Source organism: Ruegeria sp. CG3, assembly GCF_056537205.1.
The window spans coordinates 123493-146154 of the sequence record NZ_JBQFRC010000002.1 but is presented as its reverse complement, the minus strand read 5'-3'; the positions used below and the strand labels follow the sequence as shown (position 1 = coordinate 146154).

General features: G+C 61.7%; 25 protein-coding genes. 13 read left to right on the top strand and 12 right to left on the bottom strand.

Annotated elements, in window-relative coordinates; genetic code table 11:
- Position 1: 1 nt before the first annotated feature.
- From ACR0NB_RS11265 to ACR0NB_RS11255, 3 genes are read right to left on the bottom strand one after another with little or no spacing between them, the layout of a single operon-like run.
- A complete protein-coding gene (locus ACR0NB_RS11265) occupies positions 2 to 895 on the bottom strand; it encodes a phosphotransferase (protein WP_480775709.1) in 894 nt (297 codons plus the stop codon).
- Between the two features lie 25 nt (positions 896 to 920).
- Entirely contained in the window at positions 921 to 1586 is a 666-nt protein-coding gene (locus tag ACR0NB_RS11260; protein ID WP_480775708.1) for a flagellar hook capping FlgD N-terminal domain-containing protein, read from the bottom strand.
- Between the two features lie 3 nt (positions 1587 to 1589).
- On the bottom strand, positions 1590 to 2831 hold the full coding sequence (locus ACR0NB_RS11255) for a flagellar hook-length control protein FliK (RefSeq protein WP_480775707.1): 1242 nt from the start codon (positions 2829 to 2831) through the stop codon (positions 1590 to 1592).
- Positions 2832 to 2942: 111 nt separating this feature from the next.
- On the opposite strand from ACR0NB_RS11255, the gene ACR0NB_RS11250 reads away from it, so the two are divergent.
- The 6 genes from ACR0NB_RS11250 to ACR0NB_RS11225 all read left to right on the top strand — a co-directional run bounded on the left by ACR0NB_RS11250 (position 2943) and on the right by ACR0NB_RS11225 (position 6670).
- On the top strand, positions 2943 to 3218 hold the full coding sequence (locus ACR0NB_RS11250; RefSeq protein ID WP_480775706.1) for a rod-binding protein: 276 nt from the start codon (positions 2943 to 2945) through the stop codon (positions 3216 to 3218).
- Complete coding sequence (locus tag ACR0NB_RS11245) at positions 3208 to 3567, top strand: flagellar biosynthesis protein FlgN (protein ID WP_480775705.1); 360 nt, start codon at positions 3208 to 3210, stop codon at positions 3565 to 3567. Before ACR0NB_RS11250 ends, ACR0NB_RS11245 begins: the two co-directional genes overlap by 11 nt.
- Before the next feature lie 207 nt (positions 3568 to 3774).
- Positions 3775 to 5022, top strand: coding sequence for a flagellin (locus ACR0NB_RS11240; RefSeq protein ID WP_170364222.1), 1248 nt, complete (start codon positions 3775 to 3777; stop codon positions 5020 to 5022).
- Between the two features lie 78 nt (positions 5023 to 5100).
- Positions 5101 to 5475, top strand: coding sequence for a flagellar biosynthesis regulator FlaF (flaF, locus tag ACR0NB_RS11235; protein WP_480775704.1), 375 nt, complete (start codon positions 5101 to 5103; stop codon positions 5473 to 5475).
- Positions 5475 to 5876, top strand: a complete 402-nt coding sequence (gene flbT, locus ACR0NB_RS11230; protein WP_170341263.1) for a flagellar biosynthesis repressor FlbT — start codon at positions 5475 to 5477, stop codon at positions 5874 to 5876. The genes flaF and flbT overlap by 1 nt, the downstream gene beginning before the upstream one ends.
- Before the next feature lie 32 nt (positions 5877 to 5908).
- On the top strand, positions 5909 to 6670 hold the full coding sequence (locus ACR0NB_RS11225) for a DUF1217 domain-containing protein (RefSeq protein WP_480775703.1): 762 nt from the start codon (positions 5909 to 5911) through the stop codon (positions 6668 to 6670).
- 107 nt (positions 6671 to 6777) lie between these two features.
- Here ACR0NB_RS11225 and ACR0NB_RS11220 read toward each other — a convergent pair whose 3' ends face one another.
- The 3 genes from ACR0NB_RS11220 to ACR0NB_RS11210 form a co-directional block, all read right to left on the bottom strand.
- Entirely contained in the window at positions 6778 to 8349 is a 1572-nt protein-coding gene (locus ACR0NB_RS11220) for a DUF427 domain-containing protein (protein WP_480775702.1), read from the bottom strand.
- A gap of 103 nt (positions 8350 to 8452) precedes the next feature.
- Positions 8453 to 9154, bottom strand: a complete 702-nt coding sequence (locus ACR0NB_RS11215) for a winged helix-turn-helix domain-containing protein (RefSeq protein WP_093964234.1) — start codon at positions 9152 to 9154, stop codon at positions 8453 to 8455.
- A complete protein-coding gene (locus ACR0NB_RS11210) occupies positions 9126 to 9413 on the bottom strand; it encodes a hypothetical protein (protein ID WP_093964235.1) in 288 nt (95 codons plus the stop codon). Before ACR0NB_RS11210 ends, ACR0NB_RS11215 begins: the two co-directional genes overlap by 29 nt.
- Positions 9414 to 9589: 176 nt before the next feature.
- Here ACR0NB_RS11210 and ACR0NB_RS11205 point away from each other — a divergent pair, with 176 nt between their 5' ends.
- From ACR0NB_RS11205 to ACR0NB_RS11190, 4 genes are all read left to right on the top strand, one after another.
- Positions 9590 to 10054, top strand: coding sequence for a hypothetical protein (locus tag ACR0NB_RS11205; RefSeq protein WP_170364227.1), 465 nt, complete (start codon positions 9590 to 9592; stop codon positions 10052 to 10054).
- 111 nt (positions 10055 to 10165) lie between these two features.
- A complete protein-coding gene (locus ACR0NB_RS11200) occupies positions 10166 to 10783 on the top strand; it encodes a ribonuclease HII (RefSeq protein ID WP_170360772.1) in 618 nt (205 codons plus the stop codon).
- 106 nt (positions 10784 to 10889) lie between these two features.
- A complete protein-coding gene (locus ACR0NB_RS11195; protein WP_480775701.1) occupies positions 10890 to 11993 on the top strand; it encodes a DNA methyltransferase in 1104 nt (367 codons plus the stop codon).
- 145 nt (positions 11994 to 12138) lie between these two features.
- Positions 12139 to 13524 carry an adenylate/guanylate cyclase domain-containing protein gene (locus ACR0NB_RS11190; protein WP_170369176.1) on the top strand — a complete coding sequence of 462 codons (1386 nt, stop codon included), beginning with the start codon at positions 12139 to 12141 and terminating at the stop codon, positions 13522 to 13524.
- 6 nt (positions 13525 to 13530) lie between these two features.
- Here ACR0NB_RS11190 and ACR0NB_RS11185 read toward each other — a convergent pair whose 3' ends face one another.
- Both ACR0NB_RS11185 and mutY read right to left on the bottom strand, forming a co-directional pair.
- Entirely contained in the window at positions 13531 to 14667 is a 1137-nt protein-coding gene (locus ACR0NB_RS11185) for an alkane 1-monooxygenase (protein WP_480775700.1), read from the bottom strand.
- 23 nt (positions 14668 to 14690) lie between these two features.
- Positions 14691 to 15782, bottom strand: a complete 1092-nt coding sequence (mutY, locus tag ACR0NB_RS11180; protein ID WP_480775699.1) for an A/G-specific adenine glycosylase — start codon at positions 15780 to 15782, stop codon at positions 14691 to 14693.
- Positions 15783 to 15863: 81 nt separating this feature from the next.
- Between mutY and ACR0NB_RS11175 the strand changes: the two genes are divergently transcribed.
- Genes ACR0NB_RS11175 through ACR0NB_RS11165 form a run of 3 tightly spaced genes read left to right on the top strand, consistent with a single transcriptional unit; the run spans position 15864 to position 18161 of the window.
- The gene (locus ACR0NB_RS11175) at positions 15864 to 16370 is read left to right on the top strand and encodes a DUF721 domain-containing protein (RefSeq protein ID WP_170341278.1); all 507 of its coding nucleotides are present in this window, start codon (positions 15864 to 15866) and stop codon (positions 16368 to 16370) included.
- A gap of 13 nt (positions 16371 to 16383) precedes the next feature.
- The gene (locus tag ACR0NB_RS11170) at positions 16384 to 17049 is read left to right on the top strand and encodes a DsbA family protein (protein ID WP_480775698.1); all 666 of its coding nucleotides are present in this window, start codon (positions 16384 to 16386) and stop codon (positions 17047 to 17049) included.
- Positions 17049 to 18161 carry a CaiB/BaiF CoA transferase family protein gene (locus ACR0NB_RS11165; protein ID WP_480775697.1) on the top strand — a complete coding sequence of 371 codons (1113 nt, stop codon included), beginning with the start codon at positions 17049 to 17051 and terminating at the stop codon, positions 18159 to 18161. Before ACR0NB_RS11170 ends, ACR0NB_RS11165 begins: the two co-directional genes overlap by 1 nt.
- Here the strand turns inward: ACR0NB_RS11165 and lpxK are convergent.
- From lpxK to ACR0NB_RS11145, 4 genes are read right to left on the bottom strand one after another with little or no spacing between them, the layout of a single operon-like run.
- On the bottom strand, positions 18158 to 19156 hold the full coding sequence (gene lpxK, locus ACR0NB_RS11160; RefSeq protein ID WP_480775696.1) for a tetraacyldisaccharide 4'-kinase: 999 nt from the start codon (positions 19154 to 19156) through the stop codon (positions 18158 to 18160). The two genes, ACR0NB_RS11165 and lpxK, sit on opposite strands and share 4 nt — an antisense overlap.
- Positions 19143 to 20378: a 3-deoxy-D-manno-octulosonic acid transferase gene (locus ACR0NB_RS11155; protein ID WP_480775695.1), complete on the bottom strand. Its 1236-nt coding sequence runs from the start codon at positions 20376 to 20378 to the stop codon at positions 19143 to 19145. The genes lpxK and ACR0NB_RS11155 overlap by 14 nt, the downstream gene beginning before the upstream one ends.
- Positions 20375 to 21175: a 3'(2'),5'-bisphosphate nucleotidase CysQ gene (locus tag ACR0NB_RS11150; RefSeq protein ID WP_170596534.1), complete on the bottom strand. Its 801-nt coding sequence runs from the start codon at positions 21173 to 21175 to the stop codon at positions 20375 to 20377. Before ACR0NB_RS11150 ends, ACR0NB_RS11155 begins: the two co-directional genes overlap by 4 nt.
- Positions 21162 to 22508 carry a TldD/PmbA family protein gene (locus tag ACR0NB_RS11145; RefSeq protein WP_480775694.1) on the bottom strand — a complete coding sequence of 449 codons (1347 nt, stop codon included), beginning with the start codon at positions 22506 to 22508 and terminating at the stop codon, positions 21162 to 21164. Before ACR0NB_RS11145 ends, ACR0NB_RS11150 begins: the two co-directional genes overlap by 14 nt.
- Between the last annotated feature and the right edge of the window lie 154 nt (positions 22509 to 22662).

Sequence of the window (22662 nt, the reverse complement as noted above, 5' to 3'; positions counted from 1 at the left end):
GTCAGAGGGCCGCAACCTCAAGGTCAAACCCGGCCCTATAGGCTGGCGCACCATTCTCGGCCCGCCACAGGCAGTAGGCAGCCATACGCCAATTGTACCAGGGCTTTAGCTCGAGGTATCGGCGCACCGTCGGCGGGCTGTCATAGGCCGACAGAAACGTAGCCTCTTCCTCGGGGGTCAGCGCCTTGCCGCGATAGAGATGCTGCATGGCGGGTGACAGGAACAGGGCAAGATCCTCGCATGGGTCACCCATCGCCGGGCATTGCCAGTCGATCAGTGTCAGCCCCGCAGAGGAGACGAGGATGTTGCCGGCCACCGGGTCGCCATGGATCAGGCATACTCGGGGGGTCGGCGGCACCCGGACCCTGGGTTTGCGTTCGGCCAGAACGGCGCTGATTCCCGAGCGGCAACCGTTCAAAATACGGGTGCCGTGATGATCGAGATCAACGCTTCCATTGCATCCCTTAGGGACCTCTAGCACGATTTCTCGGGCGTGCAGATTATGCAGCAGTTTCGCCACCTGCGCGGTCCCTTCTCGCCACGGAGTGCCAGCCGCATGGTCATAGAAAACCCAGCGATCCGGGCCAAAGCTGCCCGAGGCGCGAAGCCGCGGAACAAACCCCGTCGCAGCAAGTGCGTGCAGACAGGCTGCTTCGAGTTGGGCGTCGTTGCGAAACAGCGGGTTTTGAAGGGAAGACCGATAGAACTTCAAAACCCGGTCCGGCTCGGCGTCCAATACCTTCCACACCTGGTTCGTGCGTCCGCCATACAGCGTTTCGAACTGGGCGTCTTTTGCGATCAACCCGCTTTCGACAAGTTGGTCTGCAAGGCCGGGTGGAGGAGCGGTTGGAACGGACAGTTGAGACACCGGAGCGTTGCGAATCTGGACGGCCAATCCTTGGCCCGCAGCGCCCCCGAGTTCAAGCGCCGGTACGAACGGCAACGACGTCGGTTGCCGGAATCACGACGCCGCTGTCCAAGGTCAACATGACGACACCGGCCCCGACTTGTGCTTCGACGACGCGGCTGTAGGTGGCCGCAGGCCGCGCCGAGAGCAGTTCATCCCCCAAATAGCTTTCCAGCGTCGCGGAATAGGTGCCGTTGGGCAGCGGATTGCCCGACGCATCCACTCCAGCCCAAAGAAACTCAGTCTCGGATACCGGAACAGAGACCCGGTCGATTTCGGTTCCGTCAGAATCCCTGATGACCAGCACAGACGCATCCGCGCCCAGGTCGGGCTGAGTGAATATGGTCTGTGGCTGGCCATCAAACCGGAAGGAGGCTGCCCCCTGAACATCGACCCCAATCCAGTTGGACAGCTCATCCAGATTGACGCTGCTCAGGGCGGCGGTGAGGGTTGCCAGAAGGTCGTTGGTCTGCACCTGCTGCTCGACCATCGAAAACTGAGCGAGTTGCGACGCATATTCCGACGAATCCAGTGGCTCCAGAGGGTCCTGGTTGCGCGCCTGCGCCGTCAACATCATCAGAAACGTCTCGAAGTCCGAAGTCAGCCCTGTCGCTGCTGAGGTTCCCGTTGGATGCGCTGTTGAGGGCGTTTGTGCCGTGGATGCCGCTGTGGTGATCATGGGTCAAAGCCTCAGGTCCAACGCCCGGTCCACCTGAGTTGGGCGGGCCCGAGCGGGTGTTTCGGTTGCGGGGTCAAGGTCCCCCGCGGTGATGAATGTGCTGCGTTCACGTGGCTCAGCGTCCTGTTCTGGGTTCTCCGAGGTGCCCAGATCAAAGGAAAGATCGCCCAGCCCCATCTCCTTGAATTCGGCTGACAGGATCGAAATATGCCGGCGCATGAGATCCATGGTTTCGGGCCGGTCAGCGACGATCATCATGTGCAACCCGTCTTCGCGCCCGGTCACCTTGATCGAAACTTTGCCCAGCTCTTCCGGAGTCAGTGCGATTTCCACGCTTCCGCTTCCCGGCTTTGCGACGATGCTGGCCGCCATTTGCCCGGCGACTGCCCGAGCAATTTCCGCCCGGCCCGAGAGCGGGACGCCGTTGGTCGGGCCTGCATCCCTTTGCGCTGGGGTCGTACCCAAGTCCTGCGTTGGCATCCGGTCGTGCAGACTGTCCTCTGGCATCGGGTCCTTCAGTGCTGCGCGTTCCGATGTACCGACGATCTGTGCCCGGATGATGGATTCCGTTCCCTGGCCAGCAGGTTTGGCCGGCCGTTGATCCACCCCCCACGATCCGGTGGCCTGCTCGTCGCGCTTGGCTTCTTTACCGGTTGCAGTGCGCAATTCGTCCTTTCGGTTCTGCAGCCCTCCACTCATTCCAGGTTCGGTGGTGTTCAACTGCTCTTTTGCCGCTGACCCATGTTGAGACGCTGTGCTCGCGACACGCTCGGGCGCTTCGGTTCCCTTGCCCGTGTCGCCCGCGAGCGATCGGCGATCGGGATCAGAGGTTACTGCGCGCATGGCCGCGGCGGCAGTTGACTGGCGCCCCTCCGCGGGGGGACTTGCCTCGAGAGTGGCGTGCGTCGTCGCCTCGCGCTTTGGAAATTCAACGGGCGTTGCCGCGGACAGAGGCGTGTCTTTCTGTCGAGCGTCCTGTTGTGATCCCTGCAATTCCAGCGGTTCAGCCAAATCAGGTTCGGCCTGCAGGACGTCCGGGTCGGTGTTTTCATCGCCATCCACGATTTCTGGATCCGCGCTGCTGTCCGGATGAGGTTTCGCCTCGGCCTCAAGGTTCGGCATCTCATCTTCGGCCATGAGTTCCGCGAAATCCGAGTCGCCTTTTGTTGGGGGCTCGGATTTTGCGGCCCAATCCGGCTTTCCGCCGGAAATCACATTGGTCATCATGGTCAGGGCGTTGGGCATTTTGCTCCGGCTCCGGTTGTTTGGCCCAAACCTGCCCTCAAGGTAGTTACATTTATTTTAACCGCTCTTCGCTTTGATCGACAAAGATCGAAACAATTTTCGGAGAGGGCGATGGAAATCCCAAACCTCGCGCCGATACCGCGCAGCAATATGACCGCACAAAGACTCAAGGCCGCAGCGGTCGAGCTTGAGGCAACTTTTCTAGCCGAAATGCTGAAAGCCGCAGGCTTGGACAAGGCGCGGCAGGCTTTCGGAGGCGGCGCGGGCGAAGACCAGTTCGCGTCTTTCCTGTTGCAGGAGCAGGCCAGGCAATTGGCCCGATCCGGCGGGATCGGACTGTCGGAAACCCTATTCAATGCAATTATGGAGAAGACCCATGCCGACTGAGCACAAGCAGGAACTGATTAAGGCTCTCGAGGAGGTTCTCGATCTCGAGCGCAGGGCTTTGGTCGAAGGAGACCTGGATCGGCTGGGCCAGATGATGCCGCAGAAGGAAAAACTGATCGGCGCACTCAACGAGATGCAGGTGCACGACAGTGACGACTTGATTCGGCTGCACAAGAAGGTCGAGCGCAATCAGGGCATGCTGAACAGCGCGGCCGAAGGGATCCGGGCGGTCATGAACCGGATGGCTGAACTCAGAAAAATCCGGCAGGAATTCACGACATACGACGCGGCCGGGCAACGCAATGGCTTCGCCGTCCGTCAGGATCCCAAGTTGGAAAAACGTGCCTAGCGGCGGGTTTGATTCAAATCCGTCTTTTTCGGTCGGACCGCCTTAGCACTCCGTTAGGAGATCAGGCCCAAAAGTGGTCCCGCACCTCGAAAGAAGGTGGCGCGAACACCGATCGGTAGCTCGCACAGGTCAGAACGACAACCCGCCCGCCAATGATGGTCGGGCGTCACTGGGCGAAGAAGGCCCGAATGGAAAAGGATGAAAAACATGTCCAGCATTCTGACAAACAACGGCGCGATGGTTGCGCTGCAGACTCTGAAATCGGTCAACAAGAACCTTGCAGCAACCCAGAACGCGATTTCGACAGGTAAGGATGTCGCTACGGCCAAGGACAACTCGGCTGTATGGGCGATTTCCAAGGTGATGGAATCCGACGTCAACGGTTTCAATGCGATCAAGGATAGCCTGGCACTGGGTGAATCGACTGTCGCCGTGGCCCGGAACGCTTCGGAAACCGTGACCGACCTGCTGACCCAGATGAAGAACAAGATCGTCGCCGCGCAGGAGGACAACGTCGACCGCGGCAAGATCAATGATGACGTAACCGCCCTGCGGGACCAGATCGCATCGGTTGTCGGTGCCGCACAGTTCAACGGCCTCAATCTTGTGGACGGGTCAGCGGGCACCGCATCGATCCTGTCGTCGCTGGATCGCGACAGCGCTGGCAACGTGACCGCGTCGTCGATTTCGGTGGCCAGCCAGGACCTGTCGACCGGTGGGTATGCCAGCAAGGGCGTTCTGGCCGGCTCGGACAACGCGACCACTGACAATGACGCCGCCGGGTTCACAATGGACAAGTCCGGCGGTTCCGGTGACATCGTGATCGACAGTTCGACCGACAACTTCGCCGTCGGAGACAAAGTGTCGATCACCATCGGGGACAAAGTTGCATCATACACCGTGCAGGCCAGCGATCTGGACCCTTCGGGAACCTATGACTCTGCCTACACAGATGCCATCGTGGCAGTGGGGCTGAAGAACCAGATCGACGCGCTTGGGATCACCGGTGTAGCGATCGACTATGACTCCAGCGCGCCGGGCACCCTGTCCTTCGTGACCGGGACCGCAACCGCTGGTGCTGACGCAGATCGCGACGTAACCGTTTCGGCCCAGTTCACCAATGCCGGTTCTGGCGGTCTTGGCGCGCTGTCGTCGATTGACGTTTCGACCAGTGCCGGCGCTGCCGCAGCACTGGGCACGATCGAAACCTTGATCGACACTGCGATTGACGCGTCGGCCGCGTTCGGTTCGGCGCAAGGGCGGATCGAGACCCAGAAGGAGTTCATCTCGAACCTGACTGACTCTTTCAAATCCGGCATCGGCTCGCTGGTGGACGCCGATATGGAAGAGACCTCGGCCCGTCTGCAGGCCCTGCAGGTCCAGCAGCAATTGGCGACACAATCGCTGTCGATCGCCAACCAGGCCCCGCAGTCGATCCTGTCGCTGTTCCGCTAAGGCGGAAACTTGGTCGGGGCGTTACCAACGCGCCCCGGCTGCGACTGCAAATACGACGGCCTTTTGAAAGGATTTCAAGTGACCCCGCAAACGCTTGCACAACGGGCATATGCTCAGTCCGCCGCTCGGACGCGAACCCCGCGTGATACCGAGTATGAGGCGATTTCAAAGATCACGCATCGGCTCAAGGAAGCAGCCGCGCGCAAAGCTTCGGATTTCGCGGGCTTTGTTCAGGCCCTGCATGAAAACCGCCGCTTGTGGTCCGTCCTGGCCAATGGCGTCGTTGACTCGGACAATGCACTGCCGAATGAGCTGCGCGCGCGGATCTTCTATCTGGCCGAGTTCACCGAGCAGCACACGGGCCAGGTTCTGGCCAGCAAGGCCGGGGTCGAGCCGCTGCTTGAAATCAATCTGGCGGTTTTGCGCGGGCTGCGTCAGCGGGGGACCGCGTAATGGGAGGGCTGGTTCTGAAGCTGGCTCCGAAAGAGCGGGTTCTGATCAATGGCGTAGTGATCGAGAACGGCGATCGGCGGACCCGCTTTTCAATCATGACGCCCGAGGCAAATGTCCTTCGGTTGCGCGACGCGATACATCCCGACGAAGTGACAACCCCGGTCCGGCGCGTGTGTTACGCGGCCCAGCTGGTCCTGTCCGGAGATCTGGAAGCGGGAGACGCAAAACAACAGCTGCTGCGACGGATCGAGGAACTGAGCCAGGTCTTCACGGATGTCGACAGTCGCCGGGTCCTGGCGCAGGCGACCGAAGCCCTGGTGACCGAGCAGTACTACAAATGCCTGAAGGCGCTTCGATCGTTGCTGCCGCGCGAAGAGCGTCTGATGGCCTATCGGCAATGACATTCCTGCCGGTCGTTCCAACTGGGGGTATCGTGGGGTGGCGTTTTTTGCAGCGCACCTATGACGCCCAGTTGCAGGCCTTTTCCACCTCGGCGGTCAATGACCGGGACACGCAGTATTTTGTGGAAAACATCCGAAACGTCCGATCGGCAGAAGATCTAGTCTCTGACCGACGCCTGCTGCAGGTCGCGTTGGGCGCGTTCGGATTGGAAGGTGACCTGGACAATCGGTACTTCGTTCAAAAGGTCTTGTCAGACGGTACGAGTTCGGATGACGCCCTTGCGAACCGGCTGGCTGACAGTAGATACAGCGAGTTTTCCGAAGCATTCGGCTTGGGTCCGGGCGAGGTTCGGAAAACCGCACTGATCACTGACATGGACAAGATCGCTCAGAAGAGTGTCGTCGCCCGGTTCGAAAGCTCGGTCGGAGAAGCCGACGACTCGATGCGGATCGCACTTTTTGCCCAGCACGCTTTGAAAGACCTTGCCGGGCAGTCCGGAAGCGAGACCAAGAAGTGGTACGATCTGATGAGCCTGCCGCCGTTGCGCAGCATGATGGAAACAGCGTTGGGCCTGCCGTCAAGCTTTGGCCAGCTGGATATCGACAAGCAGCTGGACGTATTTCGGGACAAGCTGAGCAGAGTGACCGGTTCGCCGAACCTTTCGCAGTTCGTCGATGCCGATGCAATTGCCGAACTGACGGATACTTATCTCGCCCGAACTCAGATCGCACAGATGCAGAGTTCGATTTCTCCCGCGCAAACTGCGTTGATTTTGCTGGGCGCCGCAAGTTGAACCGTTCGGGCTAAGGTCAGTACCTCGCGCCAGGATCGGAATGCGCACCAGTGCCGTGCGCAGCTATGAATGGCTATTTGGGATCGGGGGGCAAGGGTGCCGGATGCTCAGGCATCCAGAACCGTGTCAGCGGATGTCTGCAAGGCAAAAGACATCACCGGATGCGAAACGTTGTGCAAGTCGACCGGCCCCAATGGAACGGCCCGGGAACAGGCCGGCTCGATATCTTCGGAAACGACGATCCGATGGCCATTGAGCTTGCCGAACTCGCCCAACCGCGCCGCGACATTGGCTGCATGTCCGATCACCGTGAAATCAAGCCGCTCGCGCGAACCGACATTTCCGTACGTAACACGCCCGAACGATACGCCGATCGAACAATCGCATTGCCGGTTCTTGTCGGAGCGACGCAGCTCGGCCAATTTCTCGACGATTTCAACCGCACTGCGCTGAGCGTCTGACCGAGCCTTGCCGGGGTCCTCACCTGCCGGGAAAACCGCAAGAACGGCGTCGCCGATGAATTTAAGAACCTCACCGTCGTTGTCGTGGACGATGCCGGACACCGTTTCGAAGAATTCGTTCAACAGGTTGATGTATTCCGTGCGGCCCAGATCCTCTTCCAGGCTGGTCGAGTTGCGCAGGTCACAGAACATGATGGCCGCGTCGATGTCGTCTCCGTCGCCGCGACGAATGTCGCCGCCCAAAACGCGGGCCCCGGTTCGTTTGCCCACATAGGTCTCGAGAAGAGCCTGGGCATTCTCGCGCTGCATGAACACCTCGTAGTAGCGGGCGATGACGGCCGAGCACTCAAAGACAAGCCCCAGGTTTTCCGTGGTAAAGCCGTTGGGGTGGTCGCAGGTCAACGTCAGGACATTGATACGCCCGTCGGAAAACGGCAGAGGCATTGCCACGTAATCGGTGCCCCCCTTGGCGCGCAGGTCCTCCATGATGGGGAAGCTGTTGTGGGGGTTGTCGACGTTCAGCCGTTGCCGAACGCCGCCCAACCCGTTCGAGACATGCCGCAAGGGGCTGTTGATGAACGCGGGGTGGTCGTGAATCTCGTAGGTTGGAATATTGGTCGAAATCTCCTCGGCACCCTTTTCCCAAATGTAGTGCTTGCCTGCGATCAGGGGATGCAGCGACCAGACAAGGATGCTGAGGCGTTGAATGGCGATGCCGTGTTCCAGCATTTTTTCGGCCAGGGTCTTGGTGAAATCTTCCGGTGTTGAGATCGACCCCGCGCCACGCATCAACCAATCGATCAACGGGCCGCTGATGTTGCCGTCTCGCGGTTGGCGCAATTGATTGTCGCCCAGATCGATATGAGTGTAGGCCGCCGGCATGAAGCCGATGTGACTCTGGATGGCTTTGCTTTCAGGCAGGGAATCCTCGTAGGCCCAAACCGAGTTTGCCAACCGTTCGTCGCCGATCAGGACATCGTGATAGGTTGCTGTGCCCTTGAACGGGCAGAAGGTCTGCAACTCGGTCTCGCCGCTCAGATCAACGCGCACGTCTTCGCGCGGAACATAAATCGCAGGCGGCAGGCGGGTTTCATACATGACCTTGGCATTCGTGCTTTCAGCCAGAAGGATGTCATCGCGGTAGATGGCAACCCTGTCGTCAAGCGTTTCGATCGAAATTCCGTAGCCGTTCGTATTCCGTGTGGCGTGGACATTCATCGGCCGTCTCCCTTGCCCGGGTCCCTAGAGGATGGGCTTTTGCAGCCCGATTTCCAAGGGGCGCGACACAGAATTTACCGATCGCGATCCACGGCCGAGGTGGTCAGACCATCTGGATCACGTCTTTTTCGATCGCCAGCATATAGCCCTTTTTGGCGATGTTTTTGACCAACAACTCGCTGACCATCTGATTGCCCAGCGCGTCGCGCAACCGTTTGATGCGCGTGGCCCCGGCAGCTTCGTCACAGTCCGATATGTCTCGGCCAGAGATCATGGCTTCGATCTGAACCCCCGACAGCACTTCGTCGTCAAGGCGGGACTCGGCCAGGACGGCCAGTGTTTCCATTGCTGCGGGCGTCAGCTTGAAATCCATGTTGTTCAGGTAGACGGTGTTCTCTTCGCGGCTGATCAACAGCGACGTGACCTGGATTCCCGTGCGCTCGATCTGGGCCATTCGACGGTTCAACGTCACCAGCATCACCAGAAACACCAAGGCGGCCAACAGCATGGCCGTGGCAAAGATCAGCAGCACGAAGATCACCATCCGGTAGCTGGCCAGCGTGTCGGCAAATGCGGTTCCGGATTGCGCGAGGATCTCCAGCAATCGGATTTCAGCCTGGGTGGTCAGATCACTTTCGACGAACAGCCGCTCGACCCGAGCGTTGAACGCATTGGCATCGGGCAGGGTCCAGAACAAGAAGGCTGCGGCCGTGATCAGGATCACGACGATTGCGGCGATGCCTGCTCCGACCAGCCGGGTGCCAGACCGCCGCGCCTCAGAAACGGAGATAGAATTTTCCGGCATTGGCCTTCCTTTGATCCAACCCTTCCGGTCCGAAAACGCTGATCACGTTGAGCAACGTCCACCCCGAGGATTTCAGCCTTTTGGCCACCTCTTGCTTGGCCTGCCCCTTTTTGCAGGCGGACACCTGCATCACGCCATAGTGCAGGCGCAACGGGTTGTCCTGTTTGGCCTTGTAATCGGCATAGCATTCGGCCGCCGAAACGGTGGTGCTCAGCGATATCAACGTCGCAACGACCAGGAAAGAGAGGATCTGTTTCATAGGCTGCATCCTGCGCATGGCTTGGCGCGATATTCAATATCTCAAAGGGTTTGCGGCGATGATATCGGATAACACCGGGCCGTTATTGCTTGTCTGTCGGCGGGTGGCCGAAAGCTGTTGCATCAGTTTCGCGGTCAGCCAGTGGCGCCGCGTCCAGCTTTGAAAGGACACTTGTCATGCACCGGAAGTTCATCGCCCTCGTCGTCGCCACCGCAGTTGCCATCACCGGCGTTTCCGCATCCCAGGCCAAGGCGGCCGACGCCCATGATATTCTGGGCGGGTTGGCGGCCATTGCCATCATCGGTGCGGCCGTCAATCACTATAACAAGGAGAAGCGCAAAGAGCGTGTCACCCGGCAGAACAACTATGTCTACCAGCCTCAAAACGTTCGGCCCGATCATATCCGCCCGCTGCCCCGGCGTGTCGCCCGCTATGACCTGCCGCAGCGTTGCCTGAAGACATACAACGGCTATTCGAAGAAACGTCCTTTGCTGGGGCCGAATTGCCTCGAGAAACACTACAAACATGCCAATAGCCTGCCACAACAGTGCAAAGTGGGGTTCTGGGACGGCAAGAAGGTGAAGCGGGCCTACGAACCCGCCTGTCTGCGCCAGAAAGGATACCGCGTGGTTTACCAGTAATCGGTTTCGAGCAGGAGCAGCGCCGCCTAAGCGCTGTGCGGGAAGGGGGCGGCTTGGGTCGCCTCCTTCTTTTTTGTTGCGGTTCGGACCAAAAAGCGGTTTGCCGAGGGGATGACGACTCCGACGTTTGAATTGGAACAGGCGCTGATTGCGCAGGGCTACCCCCGAATAGCCGGTGTAGACGAGGTGGGCCGCGGCCCGTTGGCCGGTCCGGTCGTGGCGGCCGCGGTCATTCTGAATCCGCAAGACATCCCCGACGGTTTGAATGACTCCAAGAAGCTGACGGCGCGAAGGCGGCGCACCCTTGACGAAGATCTGCGCGCCCGGGCCGAGTTTGCCATTGCCGAGGCGTCGGTTGAGGAAATTGATGACCTCAATATCTTGTATGCCTCTCATCTGGCGATGGAGCGCGCCGTCGCCGCCCTGCATCCTGCGCCGGACTACCTGTTGATCGACGGCAATCTGATCCCCAAAGGGCTGACCTTGCCGGCGCAGGCCGTGGTCAAAGGGGACGCGAAGTCAGTCTCGATTGCGGCGGCGTCGATCCTTGCAAAGAATTGGCGCGATCAACTGATGGTGGATTTGGCGCAACAGCATCCGGGCTACGGCTGGGAAACCAATGCGGGCTATCCGTCCAAACAACACCGCGAGGCGCTGCAAAATCTTGGGGTAACCCCACACCATAGACGTTCATTCAAGCCCGTCCACAATATCTTGTATCAAGAGTAAATCGTAACCCTCTGATTCAAAAAAGAATTTGACGCCGAATCCGGTTTGACTCATCCTAGTCTCAACCAAATGAGCGCAAAAGCGCCGTGGAACTTGAGGCAGAGACATGACAACTACCAAGACAAAGGGCGCATCCGCGCTCCCTTTAAACACGATTCTATCTGGCGACTGCATCGAGGTGATGAACAGTCTGCCCGAGGCGTCGGTCGACCTGATTTTTGCGGATCCGCCGTATAATTTGCAGTTGAAAGGACAGTTGCATCGCCCGGACAACAGCCAGGTGGATGCCGTCGATGATCATTGGGACCAGTTCTCGAGCTTTGCCGCCTATGACCAGTTTACCCGCGAGTGGCTGAAGGCCGCGCATCGCCTGCTCAAGCCCAACGGGGCGATCTGGGTGATCGGCTCGTATCACAACATCTTCCGTGTGGGCTCGGCCCTGCAGGATGCGGGCTATTGGATCCTGAACGACGTGATCTGGCGCAAGTCGAACCCGATGCCGAATTTCCGCGGCAAGCGGTTCACCAACGCGCATGAAACGATGATCTGGGCCAGCAAGCGGGAAGGGGCGAAATACACCTTCAACTATGAGGCGCTGAAGGCCTTGAACGAAGGCGTACAGATGCGCAGCGACTGGGTGCTGCCGATCTGCACGGGCCACGAGCGCCTGAAAGATAAAAATGGTGACAAGGCGCACCCGACGCAAAAGCCCGAGTCGCTGTTGCACAGGGTTCTGGTTGGTTCAACCAATCCGGGCGACGTGGTGCTTGACCCGTTCTTCGGCACCGGCACCACCGGCGCGGTGGCCAAGATGCTGGGCCGCGAGTTCATCGGGATCGAGCGTGAGGACAGCTATCGCAAGGTGGCCGAAAAGCGCATCGCCAAGGTGCGCAAGTTCGACCGTGACGCGCTGGAGGTCAGCGCCAGCAAACGCGCCGAGCCGCGCGTGCCCTTCGGCCAGCTGGTCGAACGCGGCATGCTGCGCCCGGGCGAAGAGCTGTATTCGATGAACCGGCGGCACAAGGCCAAGGTGCGGGCCGACGGCACGCTGGTGGGCGACAACATCAAGGGCTCGATCCATCAGGTGGGCGCGCATCTGGAAAACGCGCCGTCCTGCAATGGCTGGACATACTGGTGCTTCAAGCGCGACGGAAAAACCGTTCCGATCGACGTGCTGCGCCAGCAGATCCGGGCCGAATTGCACAACTGATCACACCAATACCGCCGGTGCCTGTGGCCTGACACATGGTACCAAGCCTTGCCCCGCCGAACCCGGCGGGGTCTTTTGTTTTTGGCCCCGTGATGTTTGGATGGTTCGACCCCATAACCCGCTACATAGCGAGGGAGCATCAGAAATGTCTGATACCACGGCCAGCCAATCCCGGTTTCAGCGGTTTTTCGTGACCACGCCGGACAAATTCAATTTGGACAACAAATACACCGAAGCCGCGCTGGAACGGCACAAGCGCGAGGGGCTGGAACTGGCCGTCCGCGCCCGCTGGATCGCCATGGCGTTGACCGGTGTCCTGCTGGTGTTTCTGAATCCGAACTGGGATGTGATGTGGTATCATTTCATCCTGCTGCTGCTCTGCGGCAACGGCTGGTTGATCCGGCGCGCTGGCCGTGTGGGCCAATCCCGGATCGAGCTTCTGCTGATTTTCGCCGATCTGCTGATCATGACGCTGGGCATGGTCGTTCCCAACCCGTTCAGCGACGATGTGCGCCCGCTGGCGATGCAGTACCGGTTCGACAATTTCCAGTATTTCTTCATCATCCTGGCCGCAGGTACGCTGGCCTATTCCTGGCGCACGGTGATCGCCATGGGCAGCTGGACGGCCCTGATGTGGACGGCGGGCTGGGTCGTCGCCTGGTGGGTGGCCACGCCCATCCCCGGGCTCAGCGAAAAGGTTGCGGCCGCCTTGCGGGGCTATCCGGCCGTGGCTGAATTGTTGGACCCCAACAGCTTCATGGTTCCGATGCGCGTGCAAGAGGTGATCGTGTTCATGATGGTCGCGGTTACGCTGGGCGTGTCGATGCGGCGGCTCAATCGCCTGTTGATCTCAAATGCCGGACTGGAGCGGGAACGCGCCAACCTGTCGCGATACTTCTCGCCCAACGTGGTCGAGGAGCTGAGCCAGAACGACGAACCGCTCAAGCAGGTGCGCAAGGAAAACATCGCGGTTCTGTTCATCGACATCGTGGGCTTCACGAAATTCGCTGCCGGCCGCGACCCGTATGAGGTGATCGAGGTGCTGCGGGGCTTCCATGCGCGAATGGAGGCCGAGGTGTTCCATCACCACGGAACCTTGGACAAGTATCTGGGCGACGGGCTGATGGCCACGTTCGGCACGCCGGTTCCAACCCCGCTGGACGCGGTCAACGCCCTGTCCTGCGCGCGGTCAATGGCTGACATCATCGACCGTTGGAATCTGGAACGCCGACGGGCAGGCGAGCAGGAGATTCAGGTTGGCATCGGTGTTCACTACGGTCCGGTCGTTCTGGGCGACATCGGGGCCAACCGGCTGGAATTCGCGGTGATCGGAGACGCGGTCAATCTGGCTGCCAAGCTTGAAGCAATGACGCGAAAGATGGGTGCGCGGATCGTTATCAGCGACGCGCTGCGCGAAAAGGCCCTAAGCGAAGCGTCAACGGCTGCCGATCTGATGAACGGGTTCCAGCGCCACGATGCACAGGCGGTTGGCGGCGTCGAGCGGCCGGTCGATATCTGGGCGCTTCGTTGACCGCTCTCAGGACCGTGGCATCGGAAGCATTGCCTTGTTGTACGGCTTCCAGTCCGTGATCTCGGGGTAGTACTGTCGCCGCCAAGCCCGCACCCGCGGGTTCATCACACGCCGCCACAGCGGCGGGACCATCGCCGCGATCGTCATCACCGGATAGCCATAGGGCAGTTGCGGGGCCGCTTCGGCAGGGTGGTTCTGCAGCAGCGGAAACCGCCGGTTGGGCTTGTAATGGTGGTCCGAGTGGCGTTGCAGATTGATCAGCAGCCAGTTCGAGGCCTTGTGCGCGGCGTTCCACGAATGGCGCGGCCGGACATGTTCGTACTTGCCGTCGCCCAGGTATTTGCGCGTCAGCCCGTAATGCTCGACATAGTTGACCAGCTCCAGCTGCCAGATCGCGGTGCCCGCCTGAACCAGGAACAGCCCCAGCCCTGGCCACCCGCCGAGCAGCAGCGCCAGCGCCAGCATCAGCCCCTGCAGCGCCCAATACCGCCAGAACGGGTTTGCCCGGTCCGTCCAGTTCAGCCCCTTGCGCGCCAGCTTGGCCTTTTCGGCCTGAAACGCGGACACCAGGCACTGGCGCAGGACGCGCGGATAAAAGCGGTGGAACCCTTCGTTGTAGCGCGCGGTCACCGGGTCGCGCGGCGTGCCCACATAACGGTGATGCACCAGCAGGTGTTCGGACCGAAAATGCGAATACAGAACCATCGCCAGCAGGATGTCGCCCAGCCACCGCTCCAGCCGGCCCTTCTGGTGCATCAGTTCGTGGCTGTAGTTGATGCCGATCGTGCCCGAGATCACGCCCATTCCGAAGAACAGCCCGACCTTTTCAAGCGATGACAGGTGTTCGGCGCGGGTGGCGTACCAGATCAGGCCATAGAGCGTGAAAAACTGCAACGGCACCCAGGCCTTGGTCAGCAGAACGTACCAGCGCAGCGCGTCCTCAGGCGTTTCGGGGTCGGCGTTTTCAAGGTTCAGCCCGGTCAGCCCGTCCAGCGCTGCAAACAACCACCAGGTGGACAGCGGCACCAGCAATACCCACCAGCCGCCGGCGAAAGCGGTGAACCACAGGATCGGGATCAATAGGAACGAAACCCAGAAAGGAAGGGCTGTTTGCCAGCGCGACAGGGTGTCAGTCGAGATCATGGTCAGGCTCCGAAACTCTGCCGTCAGGATAATCCTGCCCGATCCATTTTCCCAGATGCAGAACTGCCGCGCCACAGATCATGCGCCTTGCGCATCACGGTCGGAAGGTCGCCGGGGCGAAAGGCATGTTTAGGCATCACGACCAACCCCACGGGGTCCACCTCTGCGGGTACGGCGGCGGTCCAGACGCGCAGGATCAGGTGGAAATGGGTAAAGGTATGGCGCACCTCGGCGGGCAACAGGGTCCAATCAGCCGGAAAGGGCGGCGTCTCGGCCGCGTCCTCGGCCCAGTCCGAGCCCGGAAAGCCCAGCATCCCGCCCAACAGCCCCGTTTCGGGTCGGCGCTCCAACAGGATTGCGCCATCGGCGCGCTGCGCGATGTAGACGTGGCCAAGACGGGTGGGCTTCGGCGCTTTGGGTGTTTTGCGCGGCAGGTCGGCCTGTGTTCCGGCAGCGCGGGCCTCGCACGGGTCTCGCAGGGGGCAGATGCCACAGGCCGGAGATTTCGGCGTACAGATCGTGGCCCCCAGATCCATCACCGCCTGGGCATAGTCGCCGGGGCGTTCGTCAGGGGTCAGCGCGGCGGCCTTCGCCTTCAGCAGAGGTTTCGACTTCGGCAACGGGTCGTGGATGTCATGCAGCCGGGCCATGACCCGCTCGACATTTCCGTCCAGCACGGTTTCCGGCCGGTCAAAGGCGATGGCCGCGATGGCGGCGGCGGTATAGGGGCCGATGCCGGGCAGCTTCAGTAGCGCATCATGGCTGTCGGGAAAGCGCCCGTCGTGCTGGTCCACCACCGCGCGGGCGCATTTCAGCAGGTTGCGGGCGCGGGCGTAATAGCCCAGCCCGGCCCATTCCGCCATCACCTGGTCATCGGGTGCGGCGGCCAGCGCCCGGACATCCGGCCAACGCGAGGTGAACCGCAGGAAATAATCCTGCACGGCGGCCACTGTGGTCTGCTGCAACATCACCTCGGACAGCCACACGCGATAGGGGTCGGGCTGCACGCCCGCGGCCCTGTCGGCGGGGCTGACCCGCCACGGCAGATCGCGGGCATGACGGTCGTACCAGGCAAGCAGGCTGCGGCTGAGGTCGAAAGTGGCGGTGTCACGCAAGTTTTATCCATTTCTCTGTCGGGTTTCGCTGGCGCCCGGATGCACGCCCATTACAATAGCGGCGCAGGAGTTGGAAACCAGATGCAACCAAGACGGTCCACCACTCGCGGGTTCAAACGCACCGCGTCCTTGCTGAGCGATCGGATCCGCAAAGCCGGTGAAAGCCGCGGCTTTGCCGTCTCGCGTCTGTTGACCCATTGGGCCGATATCGTGGGTCCCGACATCGCCGCCATCGCCCGACCGGTAAAGGTGGGCTATGGCAAGGGTGGGTTCGGCGCCACATTGACCGTGCTGACCACCGGACCGCAGGCCCCGATGCTTGAGATGCAGAAGGACCGTCTGCGCGACAAGGTAAATGCCGTCTATGGCTACAGTGCCATCAGCCGCATCCGCATCACCCAGACCGCTCCGACCGGATTTGCCGAGGGGCAGGCCAGTTTTGAACACCGTCCGAAACAGGCGAAACCCACCATCGCACCGGAAGTCGTTGCCGAGGCAGACAAAGTGACGCGCGAGGTTCACGACCAAGACTTGCGTGCTGCCCTTGAACGACTGGGCCGGAACGTTCTATCCAAACAAAAACGCTGAGAAAGGGCTGAGTATGAGCCGTATTGCAACCGTAATCTGCGCGGCCGTGGCGCTGGCCGCAGGCGGCTATTGGCTGACCCAATCGCCAAGCACCGTGCCTTTGCCACAACTGGTCGGCAGCGCCGAAGCGCAAAACGCCGATCTGGACACCTCGAGCATCGTCGAGATGGTTCAGGGGGCCGAGGATGCACCGGTCGAGATCATCGAATATGCGTCCTATACCTGCCCGCATTGCGCGAATTTCCATCAGGGGCCGTACAAGCAGCTCAAGAGGGATTACATCGACACCGGAAGGGTCAAGTTCATCTACCGCGAGGTCTATTTCGACCGCTACGGCATCTGGGCGTCGATGGTGGCGCGCTGCGGTGGCCCCGAGAAGTTCTTCGGCATCACCGATCTGATCTATCAGGGCCAGTCCGAATGGACTCGCGCCGGCGGCCCGGCCGAGATCGTGGAAGAACTGCGCAAAATCGGCCGTCTGGCCGGGCTGAGCAACGATCAGCTGGAAGCCTGCCTGCAGGACGGCACCAAGGCGCAGACCCTCGTCGCCTGGTACCAGAAAAACGCCGAGCAAGACGGTATCCAAGCCACCCCGTCCTTTGTCGTCAACGGCAAAAAGGTCGACAACCAGTCCTATGACGAGTTCAAAGCGCTGATCGAAAAGGAACTGGGCAACTGATGACCGGGCCTCTGGCCGGTCTCAAGGTTGTCGAACTGGCGCGCATTCTGGCTGGCCCCTGGGCCGGCCAGACCTTTGCCGATCTGGGCGCCGAGGTCATCAAGGTGGAATCCCCGGCCGGTGATGACACCCGCGCCTGGGGTCCGCCCTTCGTGACCCGCGATCAGGATGTCTCGGCGGCCTATTACCATTCGACCAATCGCGGCAAGGCGTCGGTGATCGCCGATTTCTCGACCCCCGAAGGGCAGGAGAAGGTGCGCGCGCTGGTAGCTGACGCCGATGTGGTGATCGAGAATTTCAAGGTCGGCGGGCTGAAGAAATACGGGCTGGACTATGACAGCCTCAGCCAGTTGAACCCGCGCCTCGTCTATTGCTCGATCACCGGGTTCGGGCAGACCGGGCCTTATGCGCATCGGGCTGGCTATGATTTCATCATCCAGGGCATGTCGGGTCTGATGTCCGTGACCGGAGAGCCCGACGGCCAGCCCCAGAAGGCAGGCGTGGCGATCACCGACGTATTCACCGGCATCTATGCGGTCGCCGGAGTTCTGGCCGCCTTGCACCAACGCCAGCGCACCGGGCGCGGGCAGCATGTGGACATGGCCCTGCTGGACGTGGCCGTGGCGGTCACGGCAAACCAGGCGCTGAACTATCTGACCACGGGCCAGGTGCCGCAGCGCATGGGCAACGCGCATGTGAACCTGGCGCCCTATCAGGTGTTCGACTGTGCCGACGGTCACATCATCATCGCCACCGGCAATGACCGGCAGTACCAGCGCCTGTGCCAGGTGTTGAACCTGCCCGACATGACCGAGGCGCCCGAGTATCTGCACAACAAGGACCGGCTGGCCAATCGCCGCACCCTGATTGCACGGCTGAACGGCGCTACGGCGACATGGGCCAAAGCCGACCTGCTGGCCGCCTGCGAGGCACAAGGCATCCCCGCCGGGCCGATCAATACGCTGGACGAGGTCATGGCCGATCCGCAGGTGATCGCGCGCGGCATGCAGATCGCACTGGACGGGGTGCCGGGGATTCGCGCGCCGTTTGTCTTTTCGGATGCCGATCTGAACCTGTCGCGCCCCGCCCCGAAACTGGGCGAAGACGACTAGGGCGGCGGCGCGGCCGCCAGCAGCCGCTGACGCACGTCGTCGGCCTGATCCACCTGCAGGCGCACCGGTAGGGTGATGACCTTGCTGCGGAAGGCGGGCGGCAGGCGAACGGCGTCTTTCTCGGTGGTGACCATTTGCGCGCCCAGCAGCCGCGCCTCGTTTTCCAGCCGGGTCATCAGGCCCGGCGTCAGCGGCTGGTGATCGTCCAGCGCCTCGGCCCGCAGCAGGCGCGCGCCCTGCTGGCGCAATGTCTGAAAGAACTTCTCGGGGTGGCCGATACCGGCAAAGGCCAGAACCGGAGTCTCGCTCCAGTCCATCCCGGTTTGCAGTGCCGTGACCTGACCGGTGGCGTGCGGAACGCCCAGCTTGTCGCCCCATTGCTGCGCGAACTGTTCCTGCGCGGCCAAGTCACCCAGCGACAGTACCAGATCGGCTCGTTGCAGCCCCACGTCGACCGGTTCGCGCAGCGGTCCGGCCGGCAGGCACAAGCCGTTGCCAAAGCCACGGGCCGCGTCCACCACGACGATCGAGAATGTCTTGGCCACCGAGGGGTTCTGGAACCCGTCGTCCAGCACGATCACGGTGGCGCCGTTCTCGGCGGCGGCGCGGGCGCCGGCGGCACGGTCCTTGGCGACCCAGACCTCGGCGAATGCCGCTAGCAACAATGGCTCGTCACCAACCTGCGCCGCCGTGTGTCGGACCGGGTCCACCCGAACCGGCCCTTCAAGCGATCCGCCATGGCCGCGGGTAACCAGATGCGGCGTGTGATACGCGTCACGCAACTGTTCCAGAACCCAGATCGCCGTGGGTGTTTTGCCAGTGCCTCCGGCATTCAGGTTGCCGACGCAGATCACGGGTACACCCGGATCAACCCCGGGTCCCGACGCCACCCGCCGCGCCGTTGCCCGCGCATAGACGCGGCCAAGCGGCGCCAGCAGCCTTGCGCGCAGGCCGGGGTGATCCGGCGCGTTGTTCCAGAATTCAGGTGCCCTCATGTTCCGCTCCGTGCTGGTCCAGATGTTCCTGTACCATGTCGATCAGAGTATCCACCTGGGGCGCGCTCTCGGTCACCAGTTGCCAACCTGCAAGGGCCATGTTCGCGGCCAGATCCGGGGCCAGCAGTTCAACGACAGTGTCGCCCAGTTCGGTGGCGGTGCGAATCTCTCGAGCGGCTCCTACACCATCAAGCGCGTCATACAGGGCCTTGTGGCCGCTCACGTCCGGTCCATGGATCAGGGCCGAGCCCAGGGCTGCGGCCGCGATCGGGTCATGCCCGCCTATTCCCGACTCGAGCGTGCTGCCCATGAACGTCACCGGAGAGACGCGATACCAAAGGCCAAGGGCCTCGGGGTCCGACGCAAGGATGACCTGGGTCATGTCTTCGATCATGTCCCCATCTTCCCAGTTGGCACAGCGCAGGTCCATCGTTTCCAGCCTTTTGCGCAGGGGCGCCGCCTCGGACATGTCCGCAACATGCAGGATCAGGGCCAGCCTCGGCAGCATCCGCATGGCCTGCCGATGTGCGCTGAGAACCGAGATGAATTCCTTGGCGTCGACCCACGCCGCCAGCCAGACCGGCCGCCCTGCCAACGCATGGTTCGTCTCGATCAGTTCGTCCTCGGGCCAGGGGCGAAGGGTGGGGCTGATACTGAGCGGCGGAAACAGTGCCACCTTCGAAGCCGGGACGCCCAGACGTCGGATTTGCCGGGCTGCGTCCTCGGACGTGACGTGGATCGCACGGAAGCAGTCAAAGGTATAGCGGTTGATGTCCGGCAGCCATTTCCCGACAAAGGCAACACGAACGTCGTTCTCGCCCTCAAGCAGGACCATGGGTATACCGCGTTCGGCCGCGCGGGTGATCACGTTGGGCATCAGGCCGCCGCCGACCCACAGCCCCATGTCGGGTTGCCAGTGCTCCAGGAATCCACGCGCCGCGCCGGTTTTTTCGTCAGGCAGCGGAACCAGTTCCATGTCGCAGCCTGCCCAGCGTGTCAGGTCAGCGTCAGGCGGGACGGTCAACAGAATCGACAGCCCCGGCCGGGACTGCTGCAGCCGCTTGCAAAAGTCGTTCACCGCGCGCAGGCGCTGTTCGTTGGCAACATGAATCCAAAGCAACTCACCCGCGGGGCGAGGCGGTGTGTTGTGTCCGGGGGGCTTGGGAACACCCCAGGACAACGCGCGATAGGCCGCCAGGCTGAGGGATCGCGGTTTGCTCATGCCCGCTGCCCCTGAATTGGCTGATCCAGTCGACCCATCAGCACCTTATGCAATTCAGACCCGGCGCCAACAACACCGTTCAGCCGTGGGTTGGGGTTGTTGAACCGCAGCGGGTGCCCGGTACGGTCAGTACAGGTGCCGCCTGCTTCGCGCAGGATCAGGTCTCCGGCCGCGATGTCCCATTCCCAGCTTGGGCGCAAGGTCAGCATCCCGTCGAACCTGCCCTGTGCGACCAGCGCCATTCGGTAGGCCAGCGACGGGCGGTAGGCCCGACGAAAGATCGGCGCGACGCCCTCCTGCCAATGATCCGGTTTCAGGTTCGGTTTTGCGGCCAGAACCTCGGCTTCGGCCTCTGTGGCCGCCGCGGTCACCCGGATCGGCTGACCGTTCAGGGTTGCCCCCTGTCCCCGCGCGGCAGCAAACAGCATGTCGCGCATCGGCAGGTAGATTACGCCGGCAATGACCTGTCCGCGATCGGCGACCGCCAATGAATGCGCCCAGGTCCGCGACCCTTCGGCAAAGCTGCGGGTGCCGTCGATCGGGTCGATGATGAAAACTCGGTCACGGGTCAATCGGTCCTGATTGTCCTCGGTCTCCTCGCTCAGCCAGCCATATCCGGGCCGCGCGCTGGGCAGGCGTTGTTCCAGCATCGCGTTGACGGCCAGATCAGCCTCGGTCACCGGCCCGGCGCCCTTGGGTTTGTCCCAGCTCTGCATCTCGCGGCCCGCATAGGCGACGGCAATCCGGCCGGCCTCACGTGCGGCGTCGATCAGCAGGGACAGGTCAGTTTCCGGCAAGTGTCATCCCTTCGATCAGAAGCGAGGGCACAACCCGGGACAGATAGGTGCGCGCGTCGTTGGCCGGGATGATCCGCATCAGCATGTCCCGCAGGTTTCCGGCAATGGTGCATTCGTTGACCGGGTGCGAGATCTCTCCGTTTTCGACCCAGAAACCCGACGCACCGCGTGAGTAATCGCCAGTATTGGGGTTGATGGTGGAACCGATCATCGAAGTCACCAGCAATCCCGTTCCCATGTCGCGAAGCAGGTCGTCGCGGCTGACCTCGCCCTGGGTCAGGCTCAGGTTCCAGTTGCTGGGAGATGGAGGACCGGACACGCCACGGGCGGCGTTCCCGGTGGAATTCATGTCCAGTTTGCGCGCGCTTGAAAGATCCAGTGTCCATCCGGTCAGCACGCCGTTTTCGACGATCATCCGGCGCGCGGTCGGTAATCCTTCGGCATCAAACGGGCGCGATCCTGCAATTCTGGGGCGATGGGGGTCTTCGATCAGCGACAGATGTGCAGGCAGCACCTGCTGGCCCAGGCTGTCCTTGAGCCAGGAGGCGCCGCGGGCCACCGCCGCGCCGTTGCTGGCCGCCAGAAGATGCCCGATCAATGAGGACGAAATCCGCTCGTCGAACAATACCGGGAAACGCCCTGTTTCCGGCTTTCGGGCACCCACTCGCTGCACGGCACGCTCGCCCGCGATCCGGCCGATCTCGTCGGGGCTGCGCAGGTCGGACTGAAAGCTGCGGCTGTCTCCGTCATAGTCGCGTTCCATCCCGGTGCCTTCGCCCGAGATCGCCACGCATGAAACCGAGCGGCTGCTGCGCGCATAGCCACCGGAAAATCCATTTGTCGCGGACAGATGAACCCGGTGAGTACCGTAGGATGCCGCCGCATCAGACACCTGCGTAACGCCTTCCACCGCCAGGGCCGCAGCCTCGGCGGTCAGCGCGTCCTGCATCAGAGCGTCTGCTGAAGGTTCGGGTGTGGGGTCAAAAAGCTCCAAGGAGTCGACGGAAAAACCGCTGGCCAGTTGTTCCGGATCTGCCAGGCCAGCGAACGGATCCTCGGGCGCTTCGCGTGCCATGGCCACGGCCCGTTCGGCCATGGCGGCAAGCGTTTCGGGACGACTGTCCGAGCCGGACACGATGGCCTGCTGCTTGCCGATGAAAACACGCAACCCCACGTCGGTGCTTTCGGCGCGTTCGGCGTGCTCCAAAGCGCCACCACGCACCTCGACCGAGACCGAGGATCCGTCGATCACGATCGTGTCGGCCGCTTCGGCTCCGGCCTTGCGGGCCAGGTCCAGCATTTCGTGGCTGATTGCTTCGGGTGATCGGGTCATGGTGCCTCCAATTGATTGTATTGGACCTAGCCTTGGTCAACCCGCCTCGCAAGCCCTTGGGTGTATCCAATGCGTCACGGATGGTGTCGGCACGTTGGGAAATCGGGGTCTACGGAAATAGATCCCGCTGGGAAGGGCCGCAGCTGCAGGGTAA

Bases quoted from the DNA above. Each gene is read 5' to 3' on its own strand.
- ACR0NB_RS11260 (WP_480775708.1), bottom strand. From the start codon at position 1,586: ATGATCACCACAGCGGCATCCACGGCACAAACGCCCTCAACAGCGCAT.
- ACR0NB_RS11255 (WP_480775707.1), bottom strand. From the start codon at position 2,831: ATGCCCAACGCCCTGACCATGATGACCAATGTGATTTCCGGCGGAAAG.
- ACR0NB_RS11250 (WP_480775706.1), top strand. From the start codon at position 2,943: ATGGAAATCCCAAACCTCGCGCCGATACCGCGCAGCAATATGACCGCA.
- ACR0NB_RS11245 (WP_480775705.1), top strand. From the start codon at position 3,208: ATGCCGACTGAGCACAAGCAGGAACTGATTAAGGCTCTCGAGGAGGTT.
- ACR0NB_RS11240 (WP_170364222.1), top strand. From the start codon at position 3,775: ATGTCCAGCATTCTGACAAACAACGGCGCGATGGTTGCGCTGCAGACT.
- flbT (WP_170341263.1), top strand. From the start codon at position 5,475: ATGGGAGGGCTGGTTCTGAAGCTGGCTCCGAAAGAGCGGGTTCTGATC.
- ACR0NB_RS11220 (WP_480775702.1), bottom strand. From the start codon at position 8,349: ATGAATGTCCACGCCACACGGAATACGAACGGCTACGGAATTTCGATC.
- ACR0NB_RS11215 (WP_093964234.1), bottom strand. From the start codon at position 9,154: ATGCCGGAAAATTCTATCTCCGTTTCTGAGGCGCGGCGGTCTGGCACC.
- ACR0NB_RS11210 (WP_093964235.1), bottom strand. From the start codon at position 9,413: ATGAAACAGATCCTCTCTTTCCTGGTCGTTGCGACGTTGATATCGCTG.
- ACR0NB_RS11205 (WP_170364227.1), top strand. From the start codon at position 9,590: ATGCACCGGAAGTTCATCGCCCTCGTCGTCGCCACCGCAGTTGCCATC.
- ACR0NB_RS11200 (WP_170360772.1), top strand. From the start codon at position 10,166: ATGACGACTCCGACGTTTGAATTGGAACAGGCGCTGATTGCGCAGGGC.
- ACR0NB_RS11195 (WP_480775701.1), top strand. From the start codon at position 10,890: ATGACAACTACCAAGACAAAGGGCGCATCCGCGCTCCCTTTAAACACG.
- ACR0NB_RS11190 (WP_170369176.1), top strand. From the start codon at position 12,139: ATGTCTGATACCACGGCCAGCCAATCCCGGTTTCAGCGGTTTTTCGTG.
- ACR0NB_RS11185 (WP_480775700.1), bottom strand. From the start codon at position 14,667: ATGATCTCGACTGACACCCTGTCGCGCTGGCAAACAGCCCTTCCTTTC.
- ACR0NB_RS11175 (WP_170341278.1), top strand. From the start codon at position 15,864: ATGCAACCAAGACGGTCCACCACTCGCGGGTTCAAACGCACCGCGTCC.
- ACR0NB_RS11170 (WP_480775698.1), top strand. From the start codon at position 16,384: ATGAGCCGTATTGCAACCGTAATCTGCGCGGCCGTGGCGCTGGCCGCA.
- ACR0NB_RS11165 (WP_480775697.1), top strand. From the start codon at position 17,049: ATGACCGGGCCTCTGGCCGGTCTCAAGGTTGTCGAACTGGCGCGCATT.
- lpxK (WP_480775696.1), bottom strand. From the start codon at position 19,156: ATGAGGGCACCTGAATTCTGGAACAACGCGCCGGATCACCCCGGCCTG.
- ACR0NB_RS11155 (WP_480775695.1), bottom strand. From the start codon at position 20,378: ATGAGCAAACCGCGATCCCTCAGCCTGGCGGCCTATCGCGCGTTGTCC.
- ACR0NB_RS11145 (WP_480775694.1), bottom strand. From the start codon at position 22,508: ATGACCCGATCACCCGAAGCAATCAGCCACGAAATGCTGGACCTGGCC.